The following is an 18,823-nucleotide window of genomic DNA, read 5'->3' as shown; positions in this document are numbered from 1 at the left end:
TTTATTGTTTATAGCCATTTAGCCTTTCCCTCCTCAGTAAAAGTAAAGGGGATTGAGCGTTAGAACTCAATCCCTCTCACTCTAACTTATTGTTGCATTAATGCAATATCTTCTTTTAGTAATTCTACAGCTTCATCAAGTACTTCTTGTGGGTCTTCACCTTGAGAAATAAATGTTAAAGCATCTGCAATTGGTTCCCAAACTTTAGACATTTCAGGAATGTTTGGCATTGGGTGAGCATATTGCGTTTGATCAAAGATCGCTGCCATTAATTCATTATCAATTTCAACTTCTGTGTGTCCTGGAAGTTCACCAGCGACTTCAAAGTAAGTTGCTGAGCTGTCAGCGTTTGTTGCAAATAATGCTAATTCAGTTGCCCAATGTTGGTTCTCAGTGTAATAAGATACTAACCAACCTTTGTTACCAGAGAATGAATTTAATACTTCGCCATTGACTTCTGGTAAGATTGCGATACCTAAGTCATCGCCTAAAGCACCTTGGTAATCAGGAATAGCCCATGGTCCGTTAACAACCATACCGACTTTACCATCCATGAATGAATAGACCGTTAATAACGTCTAAGTCAGCACCTTGTGGGATAAGACCTTCTTCAAACCATGATTGGATTGTTTCTGCACCAGCTACTGCACCTTCATTGTTTAAGCCAATATCAGATGGATCGTAGTTACCGTTATCATCTTGTGCGAAGATGTAACCACCGTCACCAGTTAAGAATGGATAGGTGAAGTAGAAGTCTAATGCGTTCATCATGAAACCATATTCATCATTAGAAGCATCTGTTAAGTCACGTGCAATTGTCATTAAGTCATCCATTGTTTTTGGTGGTTCTGGAACTAATGCTTTGTTGTAGAATAAAGCATATGTTTCAACAACGGCTGGAATACCGTATTGAATGCCTTCATAGTTGAATGCGTTGAACGCTTCTTGATTGTAACCTGATAATTGCGCTTGTTGTTCTTCAGTAAATTCTAACTCAGCTGCCACACCTTGTAAGTGAATATCTCCCATACGGTCATGTGGTTGGAAGAAAAGATCTGGACCTTGACCAGACGGACCATCTAAACCAATACCATCTAGTTGATCAAGCATGCTGTATGGTGTTACTTCAACTTCGATACCATACTCATCTGTAAAGCGAGCAAAGATTTCATCATAAGCATCTAATTGTTGCTCTTCGTCGTTTACCCAAACTTTTAATGATTCGGGTTTTTCTGGAAGATCTGATGATGCGTCATCGTCACCTTCACCTTCAGTATCTGATTGTTCTGAATCTGATCCTGTGTCTGTACCACCATCATCTGTTGCCTCGTCATCGCCACTACAAGCGACTAAAAACATTGACAATACCAACATAAGTAAAGCTGTTAACCAAAACGATTTACCTTTTAACATGTGTGTTTCCCCCTCTAAAATGAGTGATATAAGTGTGCCTGTCACCTTGCCTTCTCTATCTCCCCTTACTTACGATGAATTAAACCGTTTTCAAAAGATTTTCTAATAAACTGAAGTTTGGCAGCTTGCGTATGTAGCTTATTAGATGACGGAAGCAGGTGACCTGCTTGAACGATCCTTGCAACCTCAGTCGCTTGCGCAAATTGTGAAATCGCTTGCACCGTTCAATAAATTCATTATACTATTAAACGCTTACAAATGACAACCCCTTTTTAAAAAAAAGTTAAAAAATATTGTAAACGCTTAACGCATTGCTAATGCTAATTTTTTTATTCGACTAATCGGCCAGCTGTCGACTCTAATGAATTCACATTTGTTGTGAGTGCCTGCTGACGTTTGGCTTGATCTTCAATGATATTTGTGACTTCTTTAATCTTCTCTTGCAAACCGGTTGCACCATTCGCTAGTTCTGTCACAGACGAGGCCACATCTTCAATCGCCACGTTAATTTGTTCAACCGACTGATTAATCTCAGATTGTTCTTGTGTTAAGCGCGAATTATCGACAGCAATTGTTTCAAATAAGGCCGTGGATTGCTTTGTTTGATCCAAACTTTGATTTGTTTGGACTTCAAATGTTTCAAACGTCTTAACGACAGCTTCTACTTCTTCTAGTAAGGACGCCAGTACTTCTTTCGTTTGATCACTAAATGTATTTGTTCCTTGCGACAACTTTCTAATTTCATCTGCCACAACCGCAAAGGTCCGACCTTCTTTACCTGCTTTAGCTGCTTCAATGGACGCATTAATGGCTAATAGGTTCGTTTGATCGGCAATATCATCAATCCCTTGAATAAAGGAAGTAATGTGGTCTAACTTACTTTCAATCGAATCAATCCGTTGTTTAGTTGAATGTGTTTGTGTACTTAATGCATGCATGGTACTTTCTAATGCTGTCATTAAGTCTTTTCCATCATTTGAAATTGTTTTCACTTCTTGTAAGCGTGTGTTCATGTGATGCATGGATGTTTGAATCTCTTCAGCTGATGCGGATACTTCTTCTGTTGTAGCAGAAATCGTCCCGGTTGAATCGGCTTGTTTTTCCATTTCTTCATTAAAAGTTTGCATCATCTGTTCAATGTCTTCCATTCCTTGCATTTGTTTATTCGATTGGGTAGCTGTTGTTTTTACAACATCAATCACTTCAGCTGCAACCATTTGACTTCGTTTCATTAACTGGTCAAGCCTCTCACCCATCTCACTTAATCGTAAATCAATTAAGCCAAATTCATCGTGACGTGATTGACCTTGTGTAAAGGTAAGATCGCCTTCATGGTAATGTTTAATACGGTCCATGACATAACGAACGCCGTGTTTTAAGCTACTCGCAAAAAGCGTTAGACTTATAAGAGGGACGATAATTAACATGACTAGTGCGACCATGATAACGACACTTGATGTTTGCAGCGCTGACTCCATTTCTTCTGATACGGCTTCTCTATCTAATGCCAATTGTTCGACTATGCGGCTATTCACATTTTCAATCACTTGCAAGTTTCGCTCAATCACTGGCGTCACTCGCATCGCAATTCGGTTTTGTTCATCCCCTACAAAGATACTCGTAAAGTTCTCATCATAAATACTGCGGTAATCAGCAATCGCTGTATCTAAATTGACAAAGTAATTATGTAGCGGACTATCTTCATGAATGGTTTGATTAAGTTCATCAAAAATGACTCTTGCGTTACTGATACTAGATTCAGCATCTTCTGCCGCATTCTTATCATAGCCTGATGACACAAGCTGATAATATTTAATGCTTGTTGTGTTGAGCTCGGTGACTAAATCAGAAAATTGTTGTTGGAAGCGCGCCGATTGATCAAGTGATTGACTTGCTTCTTCCACTTTCGAAGAATACGTGAAAATTACTGCTGCTGCGATTACACAAATGAATACAATGAGTGCAATTAAACCATACAGACGATGAATCAACTTTCGATCTTTCACTTTCTTTTTTGTATTCGTTTTCATTTTGTCTTTACTAAAAAAACGAATTGGGTGCTCCTTTGTCTCTTTTTTCTTACTGAACATTGTCATTCTCTCACCCCTATGCGTGTAATAAAAGTAATCGTTTAATTATTGATGTATTTCTTTGAGTGCGCAAACGATTCCATAGGAGTAGCATACCATTTTTTTATAAAAAAGACCATACCTTTTTTACTACAACCACATCCTTTTTTCCGATAATTCCCTTCACAACGTGTGTATTGACCATAGTAACCCTTCTCATATCAACGTCTTTATAAATTATTTTAATTAACGTCTAATTAAAGTATAGGGGAATCATCTCCACATCACAATATCATATTCTACTAAGAAATCAGTGGATTCTTATATTGTCTAAACAAGCAAAAAAGCCCGCAACAAAGCGGATGAACCGCCTATTAAGACGATTCACCCGCAAGATATTCTTATACTGATTCTATTTATAATGTTTTTTAAATTCTATCTATTGTTACGCATCATGAAATCGATCGGTAACCGCACCTAACGAGCTACAGCTGACATTATGCGCATATTTACCTAAAACCCCGCGCTGATACAGTTGCGGTCGTTCCCATTTTTCGAAGCGCCGCTCAATCTCTGCTTCATCTACATGTAAGGTGAGCTCTTGTGTAACGGAATCTATGGTAATCTCATCATTCTCTTCAACGACCGCAATTAAGCCACCATCCATGAGTTCTGGTGCGATATGACCAACGACGAGGCCATGTGTTCCTCCTGAGAAGCGGCCGTCAGTGAGTAGCGCCACTTTTTCTCCTAAGCCTTTACCTACAAGAATCGCAGAAATCGACAACATCTCCGGCATACCCGGTCCGCCTTTTGGTCCGACACCACGAATGATTAAACAATCACCTGGTTTAATCTCATTATTCATCACCGCCTCAGTCGCCGCTTTTTCTGATTCAAAGACGCGCGCAGGGCCGCGGTGGTGGGTGACTTTTACCCCTGAGACTTTGGCGACTGCTCCGCGCGGAGCTAAATTACCTTTAAGTATGACAAGCGGTCCCGTTTTACGGTAAGGATGTTCAAATGGCCGGATAATATCTTGACCTGCTGCAAAATGCGGAAAATCTTCAAGGTTTTCCTTTAATGTTTTACCCGTCACAGTTAAACAATCCCCGTGGAGATAACCATGCTCAAGTAATAACTTCATCACAGCCGGTACCCCACCAATTTTAAATAAGTCTTCCATGACATATTTTCCACTCGGCTTTAAGTCAGCTAAGTGTGGGACTGTTTTTTGGAGTCGGTCAAAATCATCAATCGTAATATCGACATCAATCGTATTCGCAATCGCCAGTATGTGTAGGACCGCATTCGTTGACCCACCAAGTGCCATGACGACCGTGATCGCATTTTCAAAAGCCTCTTTTGTCATAATGTCTTTCGGATAAATGCCTTTTTCTAATAAGTGATAGACGGCTTCACCGGCACGCAAGACATCCTCATACTTTTCTTTTGATTCCGCAGGATTTGAAGAACTGCCAGGAAGGCTCATCCCCATCGCTTCTACCGCGCTCGCCATCGTATTTGCGGTATACATCCCGCCGCAACTCCCTGCACCAGGACAAGCCGCACATTCAATGCCGTGTAATTCTTCACCTGAAATATCTCCGTTATTATGTTTGCCAACCCCTTCAAAAACAGAGACAATGTCTAACTTTTCGCCATTTCGATAACCAGGAGCAATTGTACCGCCATAAACGAATACAGCTGGTACGTCCGTCCGACTGATCGCCATCATACAACCCGGTATATTTTTATCACAGCCACCAATCGCGACATAGGCATCTAAATTTTCCGCTTGAATCACCGTTTCAATTGAATCGGCAATCACATCACGACTCGGCAAACTAAAGCGCATCCCTTGGGTCCCCATGGAAATACCATCAGAGACCGTAATAGAATTGAAAATCATGCCGGTCGCACCATTTTTCACAACACCCTCCTTGGCTTTTTCAGCTAAACTATTTAAATGAATGTTACACGGGGTAACTTCGCTCCATGTACTGGCGATACCTATCATTGGTTGTTTAAAGGATTGATCGGTTAACCCAACCGCACGAAGCATGGCACGATTTGGTGCTCGTGTTGTTTCATCAAAGACATGACTCTTGATTCGTAAATCTTTCTCCATCACGTTCACTCCATTCCTTTTTCTTTAACTATAACGTGTACTGCATGAATTTTCAAACTTTTATGTCAATTCATCAGCTTTTCTGTCTCTTATCATTCTCCGACTTATATTCTACCGATATAGAAAATAAATAATACACTAAAAAGACTCATCGTCACCGGTGAGTCTTTTTAGATTCATATTAAGCCGTGACTTCGACTAAACGTTTTAAATATTTCTTAGCCACTGTCGCACCTTTGACACGTACAGGTAAACTTGGATCAATAATCACTTGCACCTGATGATTAATGACCGCGTCTTTTAACGCTTCGATCGTAACGACGTCATGAAGCGTATTATAAATGACCCCGTACTGTAGAAAATGATGCGTATCACTTCCGCCAACGATTGGTAAGTTTAGCCGATGTGCTACGTCAGTTAATTTCGCTTGGTAATTCGCCATATCATAACTAAACAGGTCCTTTCCATTTAGATCTAACGCATCGAAATACTGTAGTTGTTGATCCGTTAAATGAATCAGCGGGGTTGATTCACGGTAGAAATGCGCACCAATAAATAAACAATTGTTTGCCTTTACCCATTCATTTAATTGATCAATGGAAAGGAAGTGACCTTTTGTTGTGTAAGGCTCTAACTGTTCCCGAATTGTTCGAATTGATTGGCGTTGACCAATGACAAGCGTATGTCCGCCTTCCTTTACATCGACTTCCATCCCAGGAAAGACTTTAAATCCCTTAACCTCATAATAGTCATCGATATATGGATAATGCGCATCTAAGTAATCGTACACATCAAAGAAACAAATCGTATTAAAATGTTCGGTTAAACAAATCGCGTCGAGTCCGTTTAACTTCGCCTCCTCAATCATTTGTTCAAAGTAGTCCGGATGAAAAGCTGATTTTTTTGATATTTTTACATGGCTATGAAAATCTATATGCATATGGACACGTCCTTATCATTAATATTTGATCATTTATATTATCTGTTTCCTTCTTATAGAGATTACTCAGTCCCTCATATGACTGCATCATACATTATCCGTTTGTTGATGGGATCGTAACCAAAGCATGAGCTAACTGAGCCATATCAAGGCGATAAAGTAACTGATACTTAAGCTAAAGAACAACACATCACGTCTTTTAATAGTTAAATGTTGCAGTTTTAACTGTTTTACTTTTGGGTGGTTAAATCCGTATAAACTTCCCTTTGATTCAAGTGCTTCGACCATCGTCCGCGAACGTTTCGCTACAGACAACATAAGCGGATAAAACGACTTAATTAATAGTTTGATATAATAGAAGAGATGCCGGCTATAAAAAAGCCCTTTTTTCGCAGGTTTTTTTCCTCGTAATCGGTAGGATAAAAAGATATGATGGTATTCCTCGACTAACGTCGGCAACATACGATACGCATAACCAATACTAAATGAGACTTGACCAGGGACGCCAATTTTTAACAACCCATCACTCAACTTCTCCGGTGACATGGAACAAAATACAACGATACTCGCCATCGAGATAACCGATAATTTTAGGGTGAGTTTTAACAGTGGCAACATCGCCGTGACGTTTCCACCGAAAAATAACCCGACAATGAGATAAGACCCACCTTGGGTGAGTAACCCGAGCGTTAAAATAAAAATAATGAGCGGGCTTACTTTCGCCATAATCGTTAATACGACAAGAAAAGCGGCTAACCCAATCAAGACTGGGGTTGAGTGGATAAAAAACGGCACCACGCCAAAGACTAAATACCAAAGGAATAACGTCCGCGGATCTAAGCGTTGTAAAAACGTATGGTGGTAGCCATAGGCTGTATTTAAAAGTTCTATTTTAACTTGTTCGATTGACAGTTTATCTGTCAATGTTTTTACCACATCCATTTACATCACCTCTCGTTGTAAACAATCGATAAACATTTGTTGGTTTTTCATTAAGGGCAATTTGAGTCGTCGAGACAATTCTACGATTTCTGGTAAAATAATGCCGGCTTTATTTAAGACATGATAATCACCGACTAATTGTTCTGGCAATCCGTCGAAAATAATCTGACCGTTATTTAACACGATGACACGACTGGCCCAATCAAACACGAGCGACACGTCATGCGTAGCCATCACAATCGTTTTTTCTTCCCCTGTCTGACTTTGCATGAGTCGTTTCACATGTTGTTTTGCGGCCATATCAAGTGTGGCTGTTGGTTCATCCAACAACAATAACTTTGGTGACATCCCTTCACCAATGGCTAGTGACGTGCGTCGCATCTGCCCGCCGCTAAGCAGTCGCGCATCACGCGATTTAAGTGACGTTAAATCAAACCGTTCTAATAACCTAGCGACACGTTGATCTAAATCTTTAACATGTCTCATCTTTAAAAAGTAGCCGATATCTTTTTCTACACTATCGTCAATAAACATATGTTCCGGATTTTGATGAATGTAAGTCACATACTCGGCTAATTGTTCAGGTGACTGTTGACTGATGTCTTCGTTAAATATCTCAATTTGACCGGCTTTCGGTTTCATTTGGCCGGTTAACAACTTCATTAAAGTGGATTTTCCTGCTCCGTTATTGCCGATTAAGGCACCCGTTCTCCTTGATAGAGGGTGAGGTCGAGCTGGTCAAATACTTGATGGGTTGTTTTTTCAAGTGACTGATAATGAAACGAGACACCTTGGAGCTGAACAGCTACGTCGTTATTCTCTTCTGGAGCTATTTCAACTTTGTTTTCTTCTACTTGTTTTAATAATGGCTTAAAGTAACTTTCTGCTTCATCAATCGTCAGCGGCAGCGGCTGATCATGCCAATGCATCGCTCGAGCCATCATTGTGACCTCTGGCGGATACACACCTGCTTGTGAGAGTAAGGCATCATTTTCTAGCGCTTCCCGGACTGGTGTATGAGCTAGAACTTCACCCTCACACATTAAAATGACTTCTTCAGCATAACGGGCAACAAACGAGGCATGATGCTCAATCACAATAACCGTTTTTCCTTGTTGATGCAGCGCTTGTAATTGTTTATAGATGACCTCCGCATGAAAGGGATCGAGTTGACTGACCGGTTCATCAACAATGATAATATCCGGGTCTAAACTTAAAATCCCACTCAGCGCCAGTAAATGCTTTTGACCACCACTGAGTTGCCAAATGTAACGGTCTTTTAGATGACTTATGGCCATAAGTTCAAGCGCCTTTCTCCTCTTCTTTTAAAGTCACTCAGCCCAAAGTGCAACGGTGCAAAACAAGCGTCATCTAATACTCTTGGACTCACCAGTTGATTCTCAAAGTCCTGATACACATACCCAACGTGTTTAGATAACTCTGACACCGACACTTTTGTTGTATCATGACCATTAACGGTTGTCTTACCCGCATAGTCGCCCACATAGTAATGAGGAATAAGACCATTCAAACATTTACAGAGCGTACTTTTCCCACTACCGTTGCCACCCATAATCGCCACAAACGTCCCTTCTTTAATCGATAGCGTCACATTTTTAAGCTGTGGACTGTTCTGCCCTGGATAAGTGAAGGTCACGTCTGTCATCGTTAATTGATGTGTCATGTTAAACAACCTCCGAATAACCGTCAGTGTCTTTTCGTCCTTTGCGTTTGACCAAATAGCTAACAACAACAAGGGCGACAATGACCGGTATAGCCATCATTGGAAAGACAATCCACTCACCAAAACGGTCCACGAGCGGGGCTTCCCACTCCCAACCAAACGTCGTTTCTGATAAATACTCAAATAAGAAACTTAAACTACCGAGAACGACCGTCGCGAGTACAAACGGTACGGTAACAATGTCTGATAAGCCAAGTTGTAAATCATTCTTTCGTGGCTTCATCCCTAACAAAGGCTCAATCTTACCGTAGAGTCTTGGTACAAGGTATAGCGTGGGGAGTAAGGCGAACAAAATACCTGAAAACAGCACGTCGTTTAAAAATGCAAGTCCTTCAATCACGACAACACTTTCTGCCAAACCTTCGACCGCTTCTAATTCTTCAACCCCCACCCATACTTTTAAAATATCAACACTCATACTTATAAACTGGTGCAGGATTACACCAACCATCGCTCCAAGCGCGACTTGTTTTTTATTTTCCGGGTTACGGACACTGACCCCTGCAATAAAAATCGCCAGTGAAAAGGCGATAAACTTCTCTAACTCACCAATCCCACCAAACTGCCCTAGCATAATCTCACCGAAGATCACCTCACCTAAACTTGCGCCAATAGCCGCGTATAAGGGATGGAAAATCATCGCTAAGCTAAGAGGAATAAAAGCAAAGTACTCAACCGACAATTCAATCGGCCCTAAGTAAAACTTCGGAATAAGTTCGGTGATCATGTTAGATAGTCCGTAAAGCGACATCGACAAAATAAACACCATCATTTTTTGTGACTGTGTTAAAGTAAAGCGTTGATGTGTATTCAAATGAAACAGCTCCTTTAATTAAGTGATACGTTAAGTATATCGGTCGGAGATGAAGCTAGTATATGAGTCATGTAAAGACGCTGTAAAATATTGTGCATCTTTAAACATTATGTAAAGTTTCTTACATTCCCGCTTTTCACTGCACGGATTTTGCTATAATGACGCTACATACCGTTATGATAAGGAGCGAAATAAATGTTTAACTTTCCAACGAAAAACTTAACACCGAATCAAATGAAAATTGCCGACTACTTTAATAGACAGGCCCAACAAGCTCTACTTAAAACGGAAGAAGAAATTGCTAATGACTTAAAGATTAGTAACGCTACAGTGTCGCGTTTTTTTAAGGTGCTTGGTTACAGAAATTACAAAACCTTTAAACAAGCGCATATTCATAAGCTTTCTTCCTCTCCACAAAACAAGTTACAACAAGCAAAAGAAACCTCGTCGATAGGACCGATGAGGTTTCAAAAGTTACTCGATTATTTATACAAAACAGAAACAGGTCTTGCAAATACGTACGTGAGCCGCTTCGTTCATTTAATCAAACAAGCCTCAACCGTTCATATTTTTAGTTTTGGGGTCACGAAAGGATTGGGCGAATTATTGTTTTATCGCCTGCGCCGCTTAGCGATTCCCGTCGAACTTCACACTGAAGGAGGTAGTGAACTCATGGAGACGTTGTTGCATTTACAACCAACCGATACAGTCATTTTTTTCAGTTTCTCAAGATTGATCAATGAGACAAAGGCGTTATTACACGTCACGGAGAAAAAAAGCATCAAGACCATCGGCTTAACTGACCAAGATAATTTAGCAGACCAGTACCCGGCACTGCTAATATTTCTCACCGATCGCGGGAAGCCGAATGAATTCCACTCGATGATCGGACCGACGTATTTAATTGAACGTTTAATAGAAGCATTAATTAAAGAAACAACAGCTGAGACAACAGCCGAGGCTTTAGTGGCGTTAAGGTCAGAATTGAAGGCATTTTTACCACGTTAACCTTGCGCACACTGGCGCAAGAGTCCGACGAGCTTTTGTTGGTCAAACGCTAGTGCTTCTAACTCACAGTCTGCTTTCACTAAGCAGCCAAAAGTATCTTCATCTATTAATGCCACAAAACCCACTAAATGTTCTACTGTCTTCGCATGAATGGGGCCGATATATACACCAGCCGCTGGATCCATGCCAACCAGTAAAACAGTGGATGGGTGTACGTTAAAGCGGGAACGAGCACGGTTTCTTCAGTCTGAATTAAATAGTCATCTGAGAGTGTAACGAAACACTCAATATGTCCATGACAATAACACAAATGGTCCTCCCCGTCATATATAATGACCATCGGCTGACTTGCCCTTACCCAACTACATCAAGTGCTTGATTTGTTTGGGTGAGCTGATTCATATGTTCCGTAAACATGACCTGTTGTAACGTCGTTAGTCGGTTCACTTCAATCAACCGTCTTAACGTATAGTCTGTCACAATAATCTTAATCTGTTCTTTTTCTGCGATTTGTGTCACACACGCTGTTTCGTGATCACAAACGACCGCAATCGCACCTAAACGGATAATCGCAAGCAATGTCTGGTGAAACACCTTACCTGTTTTAAGTAAGACAAGGACTTTATCATCTTTGCAGATACCATTATCTTGAAAGATCCTACTATAGTTATTTACAGCTGCTTGAAAGTCACCAAAGGACATTGACTGACTTACCGGTTCTGATTCGATCAAACACGGCACGAATCCGTGCCCTAATTCCACATGCTGATCCATTAAATGAAAAACCGCATTCGTTTTTGGCGCATCGTCAAAGCGGTGATCTAATAACGGCTCTTTTAAATCGGTTCTTACCATCTCACATCATTCCTCTCTCTATACATTCGTATGAAACATTGTGATAAGAAAGGCGATCAATGACGAAAACACGCATCCATTAATTGAATGCGTGTTAATTTCATAACGAACATTCATCATTCAAAGCCTTCTGCTTTGCTGGTTGGGGCACCTTACTCATGTAGGTTGCCGTGAAGTCTTAGAGCCAGATCTCTCGTTCACTCGTGATAAACACCTATGCAGTTGTTTTAGAAAATTATAACATAAATTCCGTAATTGTAAAGAGGTTATACGCCAAAATACACAAGTTGCCAACTCACACCAAACTGATCATTAAACCAAACCATCTGTTGATGGCATTGATACGTATCTAATGGCATTAACACTTCTCCATTAACGGCTAAGTAATCATATAATCTTTTTAATTCTTCTAATGACTCACACTCGATCACAAGTGAAGTACTTGGAGTAAACGTGAAGGGATGGTCGACAATACTATCAAAACAAAGCACGGTTTGATTATGTAAGGTGATAATCCCTCGTGATACTTTATGTTGGTCTGCTTCTCTCCCGTGGCCATAGCGCATCAATTCTAATATTTCTGCCCCTTTAAAAGCCCCCACATAGAAGCGCATCGCTTGTTCTGCCTCACCTCTAAACATTAAACACGGATAAAGTAAAGTCATAATCATTCCTCCTACAAGTTACACATGTATTCTCCTGACGTTTCATCCACATGAAAATATAAACGTCTTTCTTTCCATTATAACGTAAAATTGTCAATGCCGCTTCAGCGTTTACGATATTTTTCAGAAAGATTAGAAAGATTACCCGTAAAATGTTTAACGCTTTCATATTTCGGTTAGATACAGGGTAAGGACAGAAAAAAATGATTGAATGGAGGCTTTTACATGACCATCAAGAAAACAATCAAAAAACTCGAAAGTTTATACTTAGAAAGTCCAGAAAAATTCTTTACAATGTATTTAAACACGGATCCGGCTGACCCTGACCAACAAGGTGGCGAATGGCGGATACATTTAAAAAATGGACTCAATCGTTTTGAAAAATACTTAGACACCGAAGACAATAAAGATGAATTAAAAAAATTCCAACAAGTAAAAAAAGCCGTCAAAGATTTCTTTAAAGAAAACGAATTAGATTTAAAGAAAAGCGTCATTATTATCGCAACACCGGATGAATTTGTTTACAGTGACATCCTACAAATACCGGTTGAAACGGAATTCTTCTGGGAAGAAATCGCGAAAGTTGACCAGCTCGTCAGACTGCATCAAGAATATCCAAAAGCAGGTGTCATCCTGACCCAAAAAGAAGCGATTCGACTTGTTGAAACAGAGTTAGGTAAACTGATTGACACCGTGGTCTATGAACTGGATTTAGATACAGAAGATTGGCGTAAACACCCTGCCGTTAACCGTAACCATACCTCAGCAGGGGCAAATGCAGGTAAAAGTATCAACTTGCGCGAACAATTTATTGCCCGATTTGAAGAAAACCGGAAACGTTGGTATAAATCGATTACCCCGATGCTTGATAAACTAGCGAAAGACCGTGAATGGGAATATATTTACCTCGTCGGTCCACACGAAGAAACACATGAATTAAAAGAATTGATGAATAAGCCCATCAATGCTTGTATCGATAAGAATATGTTAGATGAACACCATGATAAAGTCATTAAAGCCGTACACGACCTGTAATCGTGAGGAACTGCAGACATGCAGTTCCTCTTCCTATGTCATAACAAAACGAATGAATGACACATACTTCGAAATATATACAGGAGGTGCCTTATGCGCTTAGGTGGCTATGTTTTTGTTGATCATTTAACCCCTGAAACATGGGTGAATAAACATCTTGAAAAAGGTTTTAACAGTGCTGTCTTACCGATTAATCACACCAGTTCACAAACAGAGAGAAACGATTATGTCTCCCTAGCAAAAGAACACGATATCTTACTGAGTGAGGTCGGCGCATGGAGTAATCCGATTAGCTCAGATCTTGAGACGCGTAAAAAAGCCATCGATTATATAAAAAACAACTCGCCTTTAGTGATGAGATTGGCGCGCGGACGTGTGTCAACATTGCCGGTTCTCTCGGCGCAACTTGGGACGGTCCAGACTGCGAACATTACACCCAACAAACATTCGAACTGATTGCCAAAACTGTTCAGGACATCATTGATGATGTCAAACCAACACAGACAACCTATAGTCTTGAAATGATGCCTTATACTCCGCCAAGTGATGTATGGGACTATAAACAGCTCGTTGACATGATTGACCGCGACGCGTTTAAAATCCACTTTGATCCGGTCAATATGATTAATAACCCGAAACGCTATTACCGAAACCGACGTGTTATGTCTGACTTTATCGATGAATTAGGTGACTTAATTGTCAATGTTCACTTAAAAGACCTTTTACTAACGTCTGATTTAACCGTGCATTTAAAAGAAGTGTTGCCAGGTACAGGCCAACTCGATTACCCGATCTTACTGAAGAAGCTCGATACGTTAGACCCGGATTTACCTGTCATTATCGAACACTTACCTGACGAGATGAGTTATGATCTCGCCAGTCAATTCATCCGAGAAGTGGCATCAAAAAATAACCTCACATGGAAATAAGACAAGCTTAGTGCTTGTCTTATTTTTAAAAACATTTTTGTTATGGACCGACATGAAGTTACTTAATTAAAAACGGTGCTTGTAAGGTAAAAGATTCTCCGTAGTCAGGCGCCTGGATTGTTTTTACTAACCGATATTCCCCGCGAGCTAAATCTTCAACGGAAAAGTCATTGTCGTATCTCTCCCCTGCCGCGAGTTGAACAGCAATCTCAATGAAAGCTAAATCAAGCGGCACTTCGCGCCACACACCGTCATCATATTTTTCAAGCGCATAATCAACACCAAAGGTCACGCTCGTTTGACCATGATTGTGCAGCACCCACGTTGCTTCTGTACCTGTGTCGTGTTCTACTTCAAAGGCAAGGTCAAGTTTTGGTAAAACATTATAAAAGACAGACAAGACCCGGTCTGTCACCTCACCTGTAGGGGTAAGGCTTTCTAATCGATACAAATAAACACCTTCTAATTCAGGAATAGTCACGGTTGTAAGATCAAATGTATCGGCTACCTCGACATTATCAATCGTAACTTCTGTGATTACTTCTCCTTCGCTCACGTCATCACCAGATTCAAGTTGGCTGATGGTAACACGCACCGTTGTTGGTTCAGGTTCACTTTCTCCGTAAGCAAATAATTGAATAGCTTGGGTACTATTTTTCTCTTTATAACCTGAAAGTAATGTATAACCAACCTGATCATCGTTGTTGTTCATAAACCACTCCCCAGTTAACACCTCTTCCCCTAATAACTCAGCTAGCGCCTCTGGTTGATAGGCTTGGTTGATATAGGCTCAAAACTTGCTTCGAGCGCCTCGCCTCTTTCAACGCGGCTAAACAAATCTTCCTGGTTGATGTCGCCTAGGGGCGCTCTTGTACACCCTGTAAGAATCACGACAAGCCCTATAAGTCCTAACCATCGTCGTTTAACTAAACGTCGCTTCATTTATCTCATCCTTTCTAACTCATTCATGTCTGCATCTCTCGTTATATGAGTCGTTATCTAGAAGATTTTGTTACAGTTAAACGATTCCCATTTTCGACTTGATTAAACAAAGGACGAAACAATTTACACCCATCGTTGCTCATTCTATGTTAGAATGTTAACTTGTATACAAGTAATTATGAATCAGGAGTGAATATCATGTCTCGCACATTAAAATTAGATCAAACACCGATAGGAAAATTACTCTTTACCCTTGCGCTACCCAATATTTTTGCTCAAGTCGTCAACATGTTGTATAACATCGTAGACCGTATGTACATTGGACGGATCCCCGAAGTTGGTCCCCTAGCTCTAACAGGGGTCGGCATTGCTTTTCCAATCTTTATCATTATTATGTCGTTTAGCTCATTGATTGGGATTGGGGCGCCCGCAAGCCGCCATTAAAATGGGCGAAGGCAATAAAGAAGAAGCTGAGAAAATATTAGGTACAGGGGTAACGACGTTATTTTTCTTATCCCTTACCCTGTCTTTTGTTTTCTTCACTTTTGGACAAGACTTCCTTCAATTGTTTGGTGCAAGTAATGAAACATTACCCTTTGCCTGGGATTATTTAAAAATTATTTCCCTTGGTGCCATTACCATTCAGTTTGCGCTCGGTTTAAATCCTTATATATCGACAAGGGTATGCCTTATTCAGTATGATCACCATTTTGATTGGAGCGACGTTAAACATCATTTTAGACCCGATTCTTATTTTTGTATTTGATATGGGCGTAACCGGTGCGGCCGTTGCCACTGTTATTTCTCAAGCTGTTTCCGCTCTATGGGTACTTAAGTTTTTAACCGGTAAAAAAACAGAGCTTAGAATCAGATGGTCCTACTTAAAAATTAAACCACAGTATTTAATTATGATTGTGACATTAGGCATCTCACCTTTTATCATGCAAAGTACAGAGTCATTGTTAAACATTACGTTTAACCGGTCGTTACAACTTTATGGAGGTGACCTCGCGGTCGGGGCGATGACCATCACGGCTAGCCTCATGCAGATGCTCATCTTACCCCTCATGCTTAAGCAAGGGCTCAACCTATCATGAGTTATAACTACGGTGCTGGTAACACGACGCGCGTCAAACAGACGTTCAAACTATTATTTCTCGCTTCACTCAGTTATTCGTTTCTTTTTTGGCTTTCTTTAAAATTATTCCACATGTTTTCATTGGCATTTTCACTAACGATCAAGCTTGATTGATATCACGACCGATACCATTAGTGTCTATATGGCTGTCGTCTTTTTATTCGGCGCGCAAATCTCTTGCCAACAAGCTTTTATCGCGTTGTCTGAAGCCCGCGTTTCACTGTTTTTAGCGCTATTACGTAAGATCCTTTTATTAATTCCACTGATTTTACTCTTACCGCGCATCATTGAAGATCAAACCTTTGCGGTGCTTGTGAGTGAACCGATTGCGACTTCATTTCTGTCGTGACAACCGTATCTGTCTTCTTTTACTTATTCAACAGAATATTACTTAGACGAAAACAAATGCTTGTGAATGAAGTGAGTACAACACCCGCTTCACCTGATACTTTAAGTTAAATGAAAAACGGTAAAGACATATAGTCTCTACCGTTTTTTCTAGTCTTCATAAATCATTTTTTTCGTCATCCCACCGTCAATCACAATGTTTTCTCCGTTAATGAAAGCTTGATTTTCATCCGCTAAAAATAACGCAAGTCGTGCGACATCATCCGGCTTACCAACACGGTTAGACGGGTGCTGCGCATGATCGACGTCCGTTAATGCTTGATGATCACCTGTCTCAATCCAACCAGGGCTAATGGCATTGACGGTAATATTATGTGGCTGTAAGCTCATCGCCATCGCATGGGTTAATGAATGTATCGCCCCTTTTGATGCCGCATAACTTTCTGTATTCGGTTCTGACATAAAGGCACGTGTTGACCCGATATTGATAATGCGACCACCATCAGGCATTCTTCTTGCGACATGTTGACTAAACAAAAACGTGCTATACAGATTTGTTTTTAAGACGTCATCAAACTCCTGATAACTCAATTCCAAGAACGGTTGAACTTTCGTGATACCGACATTGTTGATAAGGACTGAAAATGTCACCTTCTCTTGGTCCATCTTTCGAAAGAAAGCTTCGATTGCTTCAGGTTTTGTCACATCAACATGATAGTAAGACGCATCACAAGCGATGGCAAGTGCCTCCCCTTGATGATCATCGACATCAACAAAGACAACATGAACACCCGCTTCTTTAAATGTTTGAACAAGCGCCTTACCAATCCCATTAGCGCCTCCAGTAATTAATGCGACCTGGCTCATTAACCTCTCTCCTATCTTATGATGAAAGTAATTGAATGATTTTAAAGACAAGAATTTAATCTCTAGCCCGATATACTTTAACAGTTAGATGCTCATCTTCATAGTTCACTTCACCTTTATCCACAAGTGAACCGAGTAAGTTTAATTCTGAGTAGTTGCGGTGCTCGCCGAGTAAGGACCAGTAATAATCTTCATATTCGACTTGTCGTTCTGCGTTTAGGACGTCATACAGTTCATCCACGTCATCCGGTTTCTTACTGATCTGACCGATAATCGTAATAATCACATGTTCTTTCCCATATTGGACATCAATTTGAACATCAATAATATGGTGCATAAAGAAATAACTTAACAGTTCGTTGACAATCTTAATGACTTTCATCCGTTCACGTGTCATGTTTTTCGCCTCCGTTTTTTACGATTAAGTGAATCAAAAATAGGCACAAGTAATGCCGCCACAAAGCCACCACTAAAGCCATTATTATATAAATTCATGCCACCGTGCAGCATGCCAACATTCATCACCATAGAAATATGAACAAAACCCGCAATAATACCGTATAGTGCCCGTAAGCACCCGCGATTGGGGCCAATGTTGTCCCGAATAGAGCCGCTAAGACTGCTCCTGTCGATGAGACGTCCCATACTTTTAATAAAGAGGATAAAAAGACCCCTGTTAAAATAGGCCAGACATTATTAATATGCTTACCAAAGGCACCAAAACCAACAACGGTGAAGATGCCACCGATGGTCGGCCCATTAATTTGACCGCCAACGAGGATAATATAACCGAGTGACAAGTAACCAAGTAACGCCATATTGATTAAACTCACACCAAAACCATTTAGAAAGACAAAGTCGGTGACTAATCGACCAGAATGTTGTAGGAGCTTTTTATATGAACTCCTTCTAAATCGGTTAAATATAAGTCCTAATACTAACATAATAAAAAAGAATAGCGAGAAATAGATGAAAAAGGGCCG

General features: G+C 40.4%; 24 protein-coding genes, 1 pseudogene and 1 riboswitch. Of the genes and pseudogenes, 8 read left to right on the top strand and 17 right to left on the bottom strand.

The genetic code is table 11. The annotated features are described in order from the left end of the window. Positions 1-86: 86 nt before the first annotated feature. The 10 genes from JCM19043_RS18770 to JCM19043_RS07225 form a co-directional block, all read right to left on the bottom strand. Positions 87-554 carry an extracellular solute-binding protein gene (locus JCM19043_RS18770; RefSeq protein ID WP_369813811.1) on the bottom strand — a complete coding sequence of 156 codons (468 nt, stop codon included), beginning with the start codon at positions 552-554 and terminating at the stop codon, positions 87-89. Further along, the gene (locus JCM19043_RS07255) at positions 544-1,413 is read right to left on the bottom strand and encodes an extracellular solute-binding protein (protein ID WP_369813810.1); all 870 of its coding nucleotides are present in this window, start codon (positions 1,411-1,413) and stop codon (positions 544-546) included. The genes JCM19043_RS18770 and JCM19043_RS07255 overlap by 11 nt, the downstream gene beginning before the upstream one ends. A 329-nt stretch (positions 1,414-1,742) precedes the next feature. After that, complete coding sequence (locus tag JCM19043_RS07250) at positions 1,743-3,509, bottom strand: methyl-accepting chemotaxis protein (RefSeq protein WP_231631433.1); 1,767 nt, start codon at positions 3,507-3,509, stop codon at positions 1,743-1,745. Positions 3,510-3,927: 418 nt separating this feature from the next. Beyond that, positions 3,928-5,613 carry a dihydroxy-acid dehydratase gene (gene ilvD / locus JCM19043_RS07245; protein ID WP_062321283.1) on the bottom strand — a complete coding sequence of 562 codons (1,686 nt, stop codon included), beginning with the start codon at positions 5,611-5,613 and terminating at the stop codon, positions 3,928-3,930. Between the two features lie 181 nt (positions 5,614-5,794). Continuing rightward, on the bottom strand, positions 5,795-6,553 hold the full coding sequence (locus JCM19043_RS07240; RefSeq protein ID WP_062321281.1) for a PHP domain-containing protein: 759 nt from the start codon (positions 6,551-6,553) through the stop codon (positions 5,795-5,797). 132 nt (positions 6,554-6,685) lie between these two features. Then, positions 6,686-7,495 (bottom strand): energy-coupling factor transporter transmembrane protein EcfT, encoded by an 810-nt coding sequence (locus tag JCM19043_RS07235; RefSeq protein ID WP_062321278.1) that lies wholly within the window; start codon positions 7,493-7,495, stop codon positions 6,686-6,688. Next, entirely contained in the window at positions 7,496-8,158 is a 663-nt protein-coding gene (locus tag JCM19043_RS16005; protein WP_082394470.1) for an energy-coupling factor ABC transporter ATP-binding protein, read from the bottom strand. A 32-nt stretch (positions 8,159-8,190) separates the two neighbouring features. Continuing rightward, a complete protein-coding gene (locus JCM19043_RS16000) occupies positions 8,191-8,793 on the bottom strand; it encodes an AAA family ATPase (protein ID WP_082394469.1) in 603 nt (200 codons plus the stop codon). Further along, on the bottom strand, positions 8,784-9,179 hold the full coding sequence (locus JCM19043_RS15995; protein WP_082394468.1) for an ABC transporter ATP-binding protein: 396 nt from the start codon (positions 9,177-9,179) through the stop codon (positions 8,784-8,786). The genes JCM19043_RS16000 and JCM19043_RS15995 overlap by 10 nt, the downstream gene beginning before the upstream one ends. 1 nt (position 9,180) lies before the next feature. Beyond that, positions 9,181-10,011, bottom strand: coding sequence for a cell division protein FtsQ (locus tag JCM19043_RS07225; RefSeq protein ID WP_369813813.1), 831 nt, complete (start codon positions 10,009-10,011; stop codon positions 9,181-9,183). A gap of 237 nt (positions 10,012-10,248) precedes the next feature. On the opposite strand from JCM19043_RS07225, the gene JCM19043_RS07220 reads away from it, so the two are divergent. After that, entirely contained in the window at positions 10,249-11,061 is an 813-nt protein-coding gene (locus tag JCM19043_RS07220) for a MurR/RpiR family transcriptional regulator (RefSeq protein ID WP_062321273.1), read from the top strand. Here the strand turns inward: JCM19043_RS07220 and JCM19043_RS07215 are convergent. From JCM19043_RS07215 to JCM19043_RS07205, 3 genes are all read right to left on the bottom strand, one after another. Continuing rightward, positions 11,058-11,246, bottom strand: a complete 189-nt coding sequence (locus JCM19043_RS07215) for a hypothetical protein (RefSeq protein WP_062321271.1) — start codon at positions 11,244-11,246, stop codon at positions 11,058-11,060. The two genes, JCM19043_RS07220 and JCM19043_RS07215, sit on opposite strands and share 4 nt — an antisense overlap. Before the next feature lie 169 nt (positions 11,247-11,415). Continuing rightward, positions 11,416-11,916 carry an AMP-binding protein gene (locus tag JCM19043_RS07210; protein ID WP_062321269.1) on the bottom strand — a complete coding sequence of 167 codons (501 nt, stop codon included), beginning with the start codon at positions 11,914-11,916 and terminating at the stop codon, positions 11,416-11,418. A gap of 110 nt (positions 11,917-12,026) precedes the next feature. Continuing rightward, positions 12,027-12,129: riboswitch (SAM riboswitch) on the bottom strand. Between the two features lie 53 nt (positions 12,130-12,182). Beyond that, positions 12,183-12,581 carry a VOC family protein gene (locus tag JCM19043_RS07205; protein WP_062321267.1) on the bottom strand — a complete coding sequence of 133 codons (399 nt, stop codon included), beginning with the start codon at positions 12,579-12,581 and terminating at the stop codon, positions 12,183-12,185. Between the two features lie 225 nt (positions 12,582-12,806). Between JCM19043_RS07205 and JCM19043_RS07200 the strand changes: the two genes are divergently transcribed. The 3 genes from JCM19043_RS07200 (at position 12,807) to JCM19043_RS07190 (ending at position 14,545) form a co-directional block, all read left to right on the top strand. Next, positions 12,807-13,616 carry a VLRF1 family aeRF1-type release factor gene (locus JCM19043_RS07200; protein ID WP_062321265.1) on the top strand — a complete coding sequence of 270 codons (810 nt, stop codon included), beginning with the start codon at positions 12,807-12,809 and terminating at the stop codon, positions 13,614-13,616. 93 nt (positions 13,617-13,709) lie between these two features. Further along, positions 13,710-14,072, top strand: coding sequence for a hypothetical protein (locus tag JCM19043_RS07195; RefSeq protein ID WP_062321263.1), 363 nt, complete (start codon positions 13,710-13,712; stop codon positions 14,070-14,072). Continuing rightward, the gene (locus JCM19043_RS07190; protein WP_082394466.1) at positions 13,976-14,545 is read left to right on the top strand and encodes a sugar phosphate isomerase/epimerase; all 570 of its coding nucleotides are present in this window, start codon (positions 13,976-13,978) and stop codon (positions 14,543-14,545) included. Before JCM19043_RS07195 ends, JCM19043_RS07190 begins: the two co-directional genes overlap by 97 nt. A 58-nt stretch (positions 14,546-14,603) precedes the next feature. On the opposite strand, the gene JCM19043_RS07185 is transcribed toward JCM19043_RS07190, so the two are convergent. After that, positions 14,604-15,257 (bottom strand): immunoglobulin-like domain-containing protein, encoded by a 654-nt coding sequence (locus JCM19043_RS07185; protein WP_062321259.1) that lies wholly within the window; start codon positions 15,255-15,257, stop codon positions 14,604-14,606. Between the two features lie 428 nt (positions 15,258-15,685). On the opposite strand from JCM19043_RS07185, the gene JCM19043_RS18145 reads away from it, so the two are divergent. The 4 genes from JCM19043_RS18145 (at position 15,686) to JCM19043_RS16790 (ending at position 16,974) form a co-directional block, all read left to right on the top strand. Further along, positions 15,686-15,931: an MATE family efflux transporter gene (locus tag JCM19043_RS18145; protein ID WP_197274769.1), complete on the top strand. Its 246-nt coding sequence runs from the start codon at positions 15,686-15,688 to the stop codon at positions 15,929-15,931. Then, the gene (locus JCM19043_RS16800; protein ID WP_197274768.1) at positions 15,906-16,253 is read left to right on the top strand and encodes an MATE family efflux transporter; all 348 of its coding nucleotides are present in this window, start codon (positions 15,906-15,908) and stop codon (positions 16,251-16,253) included. The genes JCM19043_RS18145 and JCM19043_RS16800 overlap by 26 nt, the downstream gene beginning before the upstream one ends. Further along, a complete protein-coding gene (locus JCM19043_RS16795; protein WP_231631432.1) occupies positions 16,186-16,584 on the top strand; it encodes a polysaccharide biosynthesis C-terminal domain-containing protein in 399 nt (132 codons plus the stop codon). Before JCM19043_RS16800 ends, JCM19043_RS16795 begins: the two co-directional genes overlap by 68 nt. 147 nt (positions 16,585-16,731) lie before the next feature. Continuing rightward, positions 16,732-16,974 (top strand): hypothetical protein, encoded by a 243-nt coding sequence (locus JCM19043_RS16790; protein WP_197274766.1) that lies wholly within the window; start codon positions 16,732-16,734, stop codon positions 16,972-16,974. 149 nt (positions 16,975-17,123) lie between these two features. Here the strand turns inward: JCM19043_RS16790 and JCM19043_RS07170 are convergent, their stop codons facing one another. From JCM19043_RS07170 to JCM19043_RS16780, 3 genes and pseudogenes are all read right to left on the bottom strand, one after another. After that, positions 17,124-17,840 carry an SDR family NAD(P)-dependent oxidoreductase gene (locus JCM19043_RS07170; protein WP_062321254.1) on the bottom strand — a complete coding sequence of 239 codons (717 nt, stop codon included), beginning with the start codon at positions 17,838-17,840 and terminating at the stop codon, positions 17,124-17,126. Between the two features lie 55 nt (positions 17,841-17,895). Further along, positions 17,896-18,237: a hypothetical protein gene (locus JCM19043_RS07165; RefSeq protein WP_062321252.1), complete on the bottom strand. Its 342-nt coding sequence runs from the start codon at positions 18,235-18,237 to the stop codon at positions 17,896-17,898. Then, positions 18,234-18,784: pseudogene (locus tag JCM19043_RS16780) on the bottom strand (DUF1576 domain-containing protein). The gene JCM19043_RS07165 and the pseudogene JCM19043_RS16780 overlap by 4 nt, the downstream one beginning before the upstream one ends. Positions 18,785-18,823: the final 39 nt, after the last annotated feature.

The sequence above is a fragment of the Halolactibacillus sp. JCM 19043 genome (genome assembly GCF_001310395.1).
Classification (GTDB): Bacteria; Bacillota; Bacilli; order Bacillales; family Amphibacillaceae; genus Halolactibacillus; species Halolactibacillus miurensis.
This window is presented reverse-complemented; position numbering and strand designations above follow the sequence as displayed.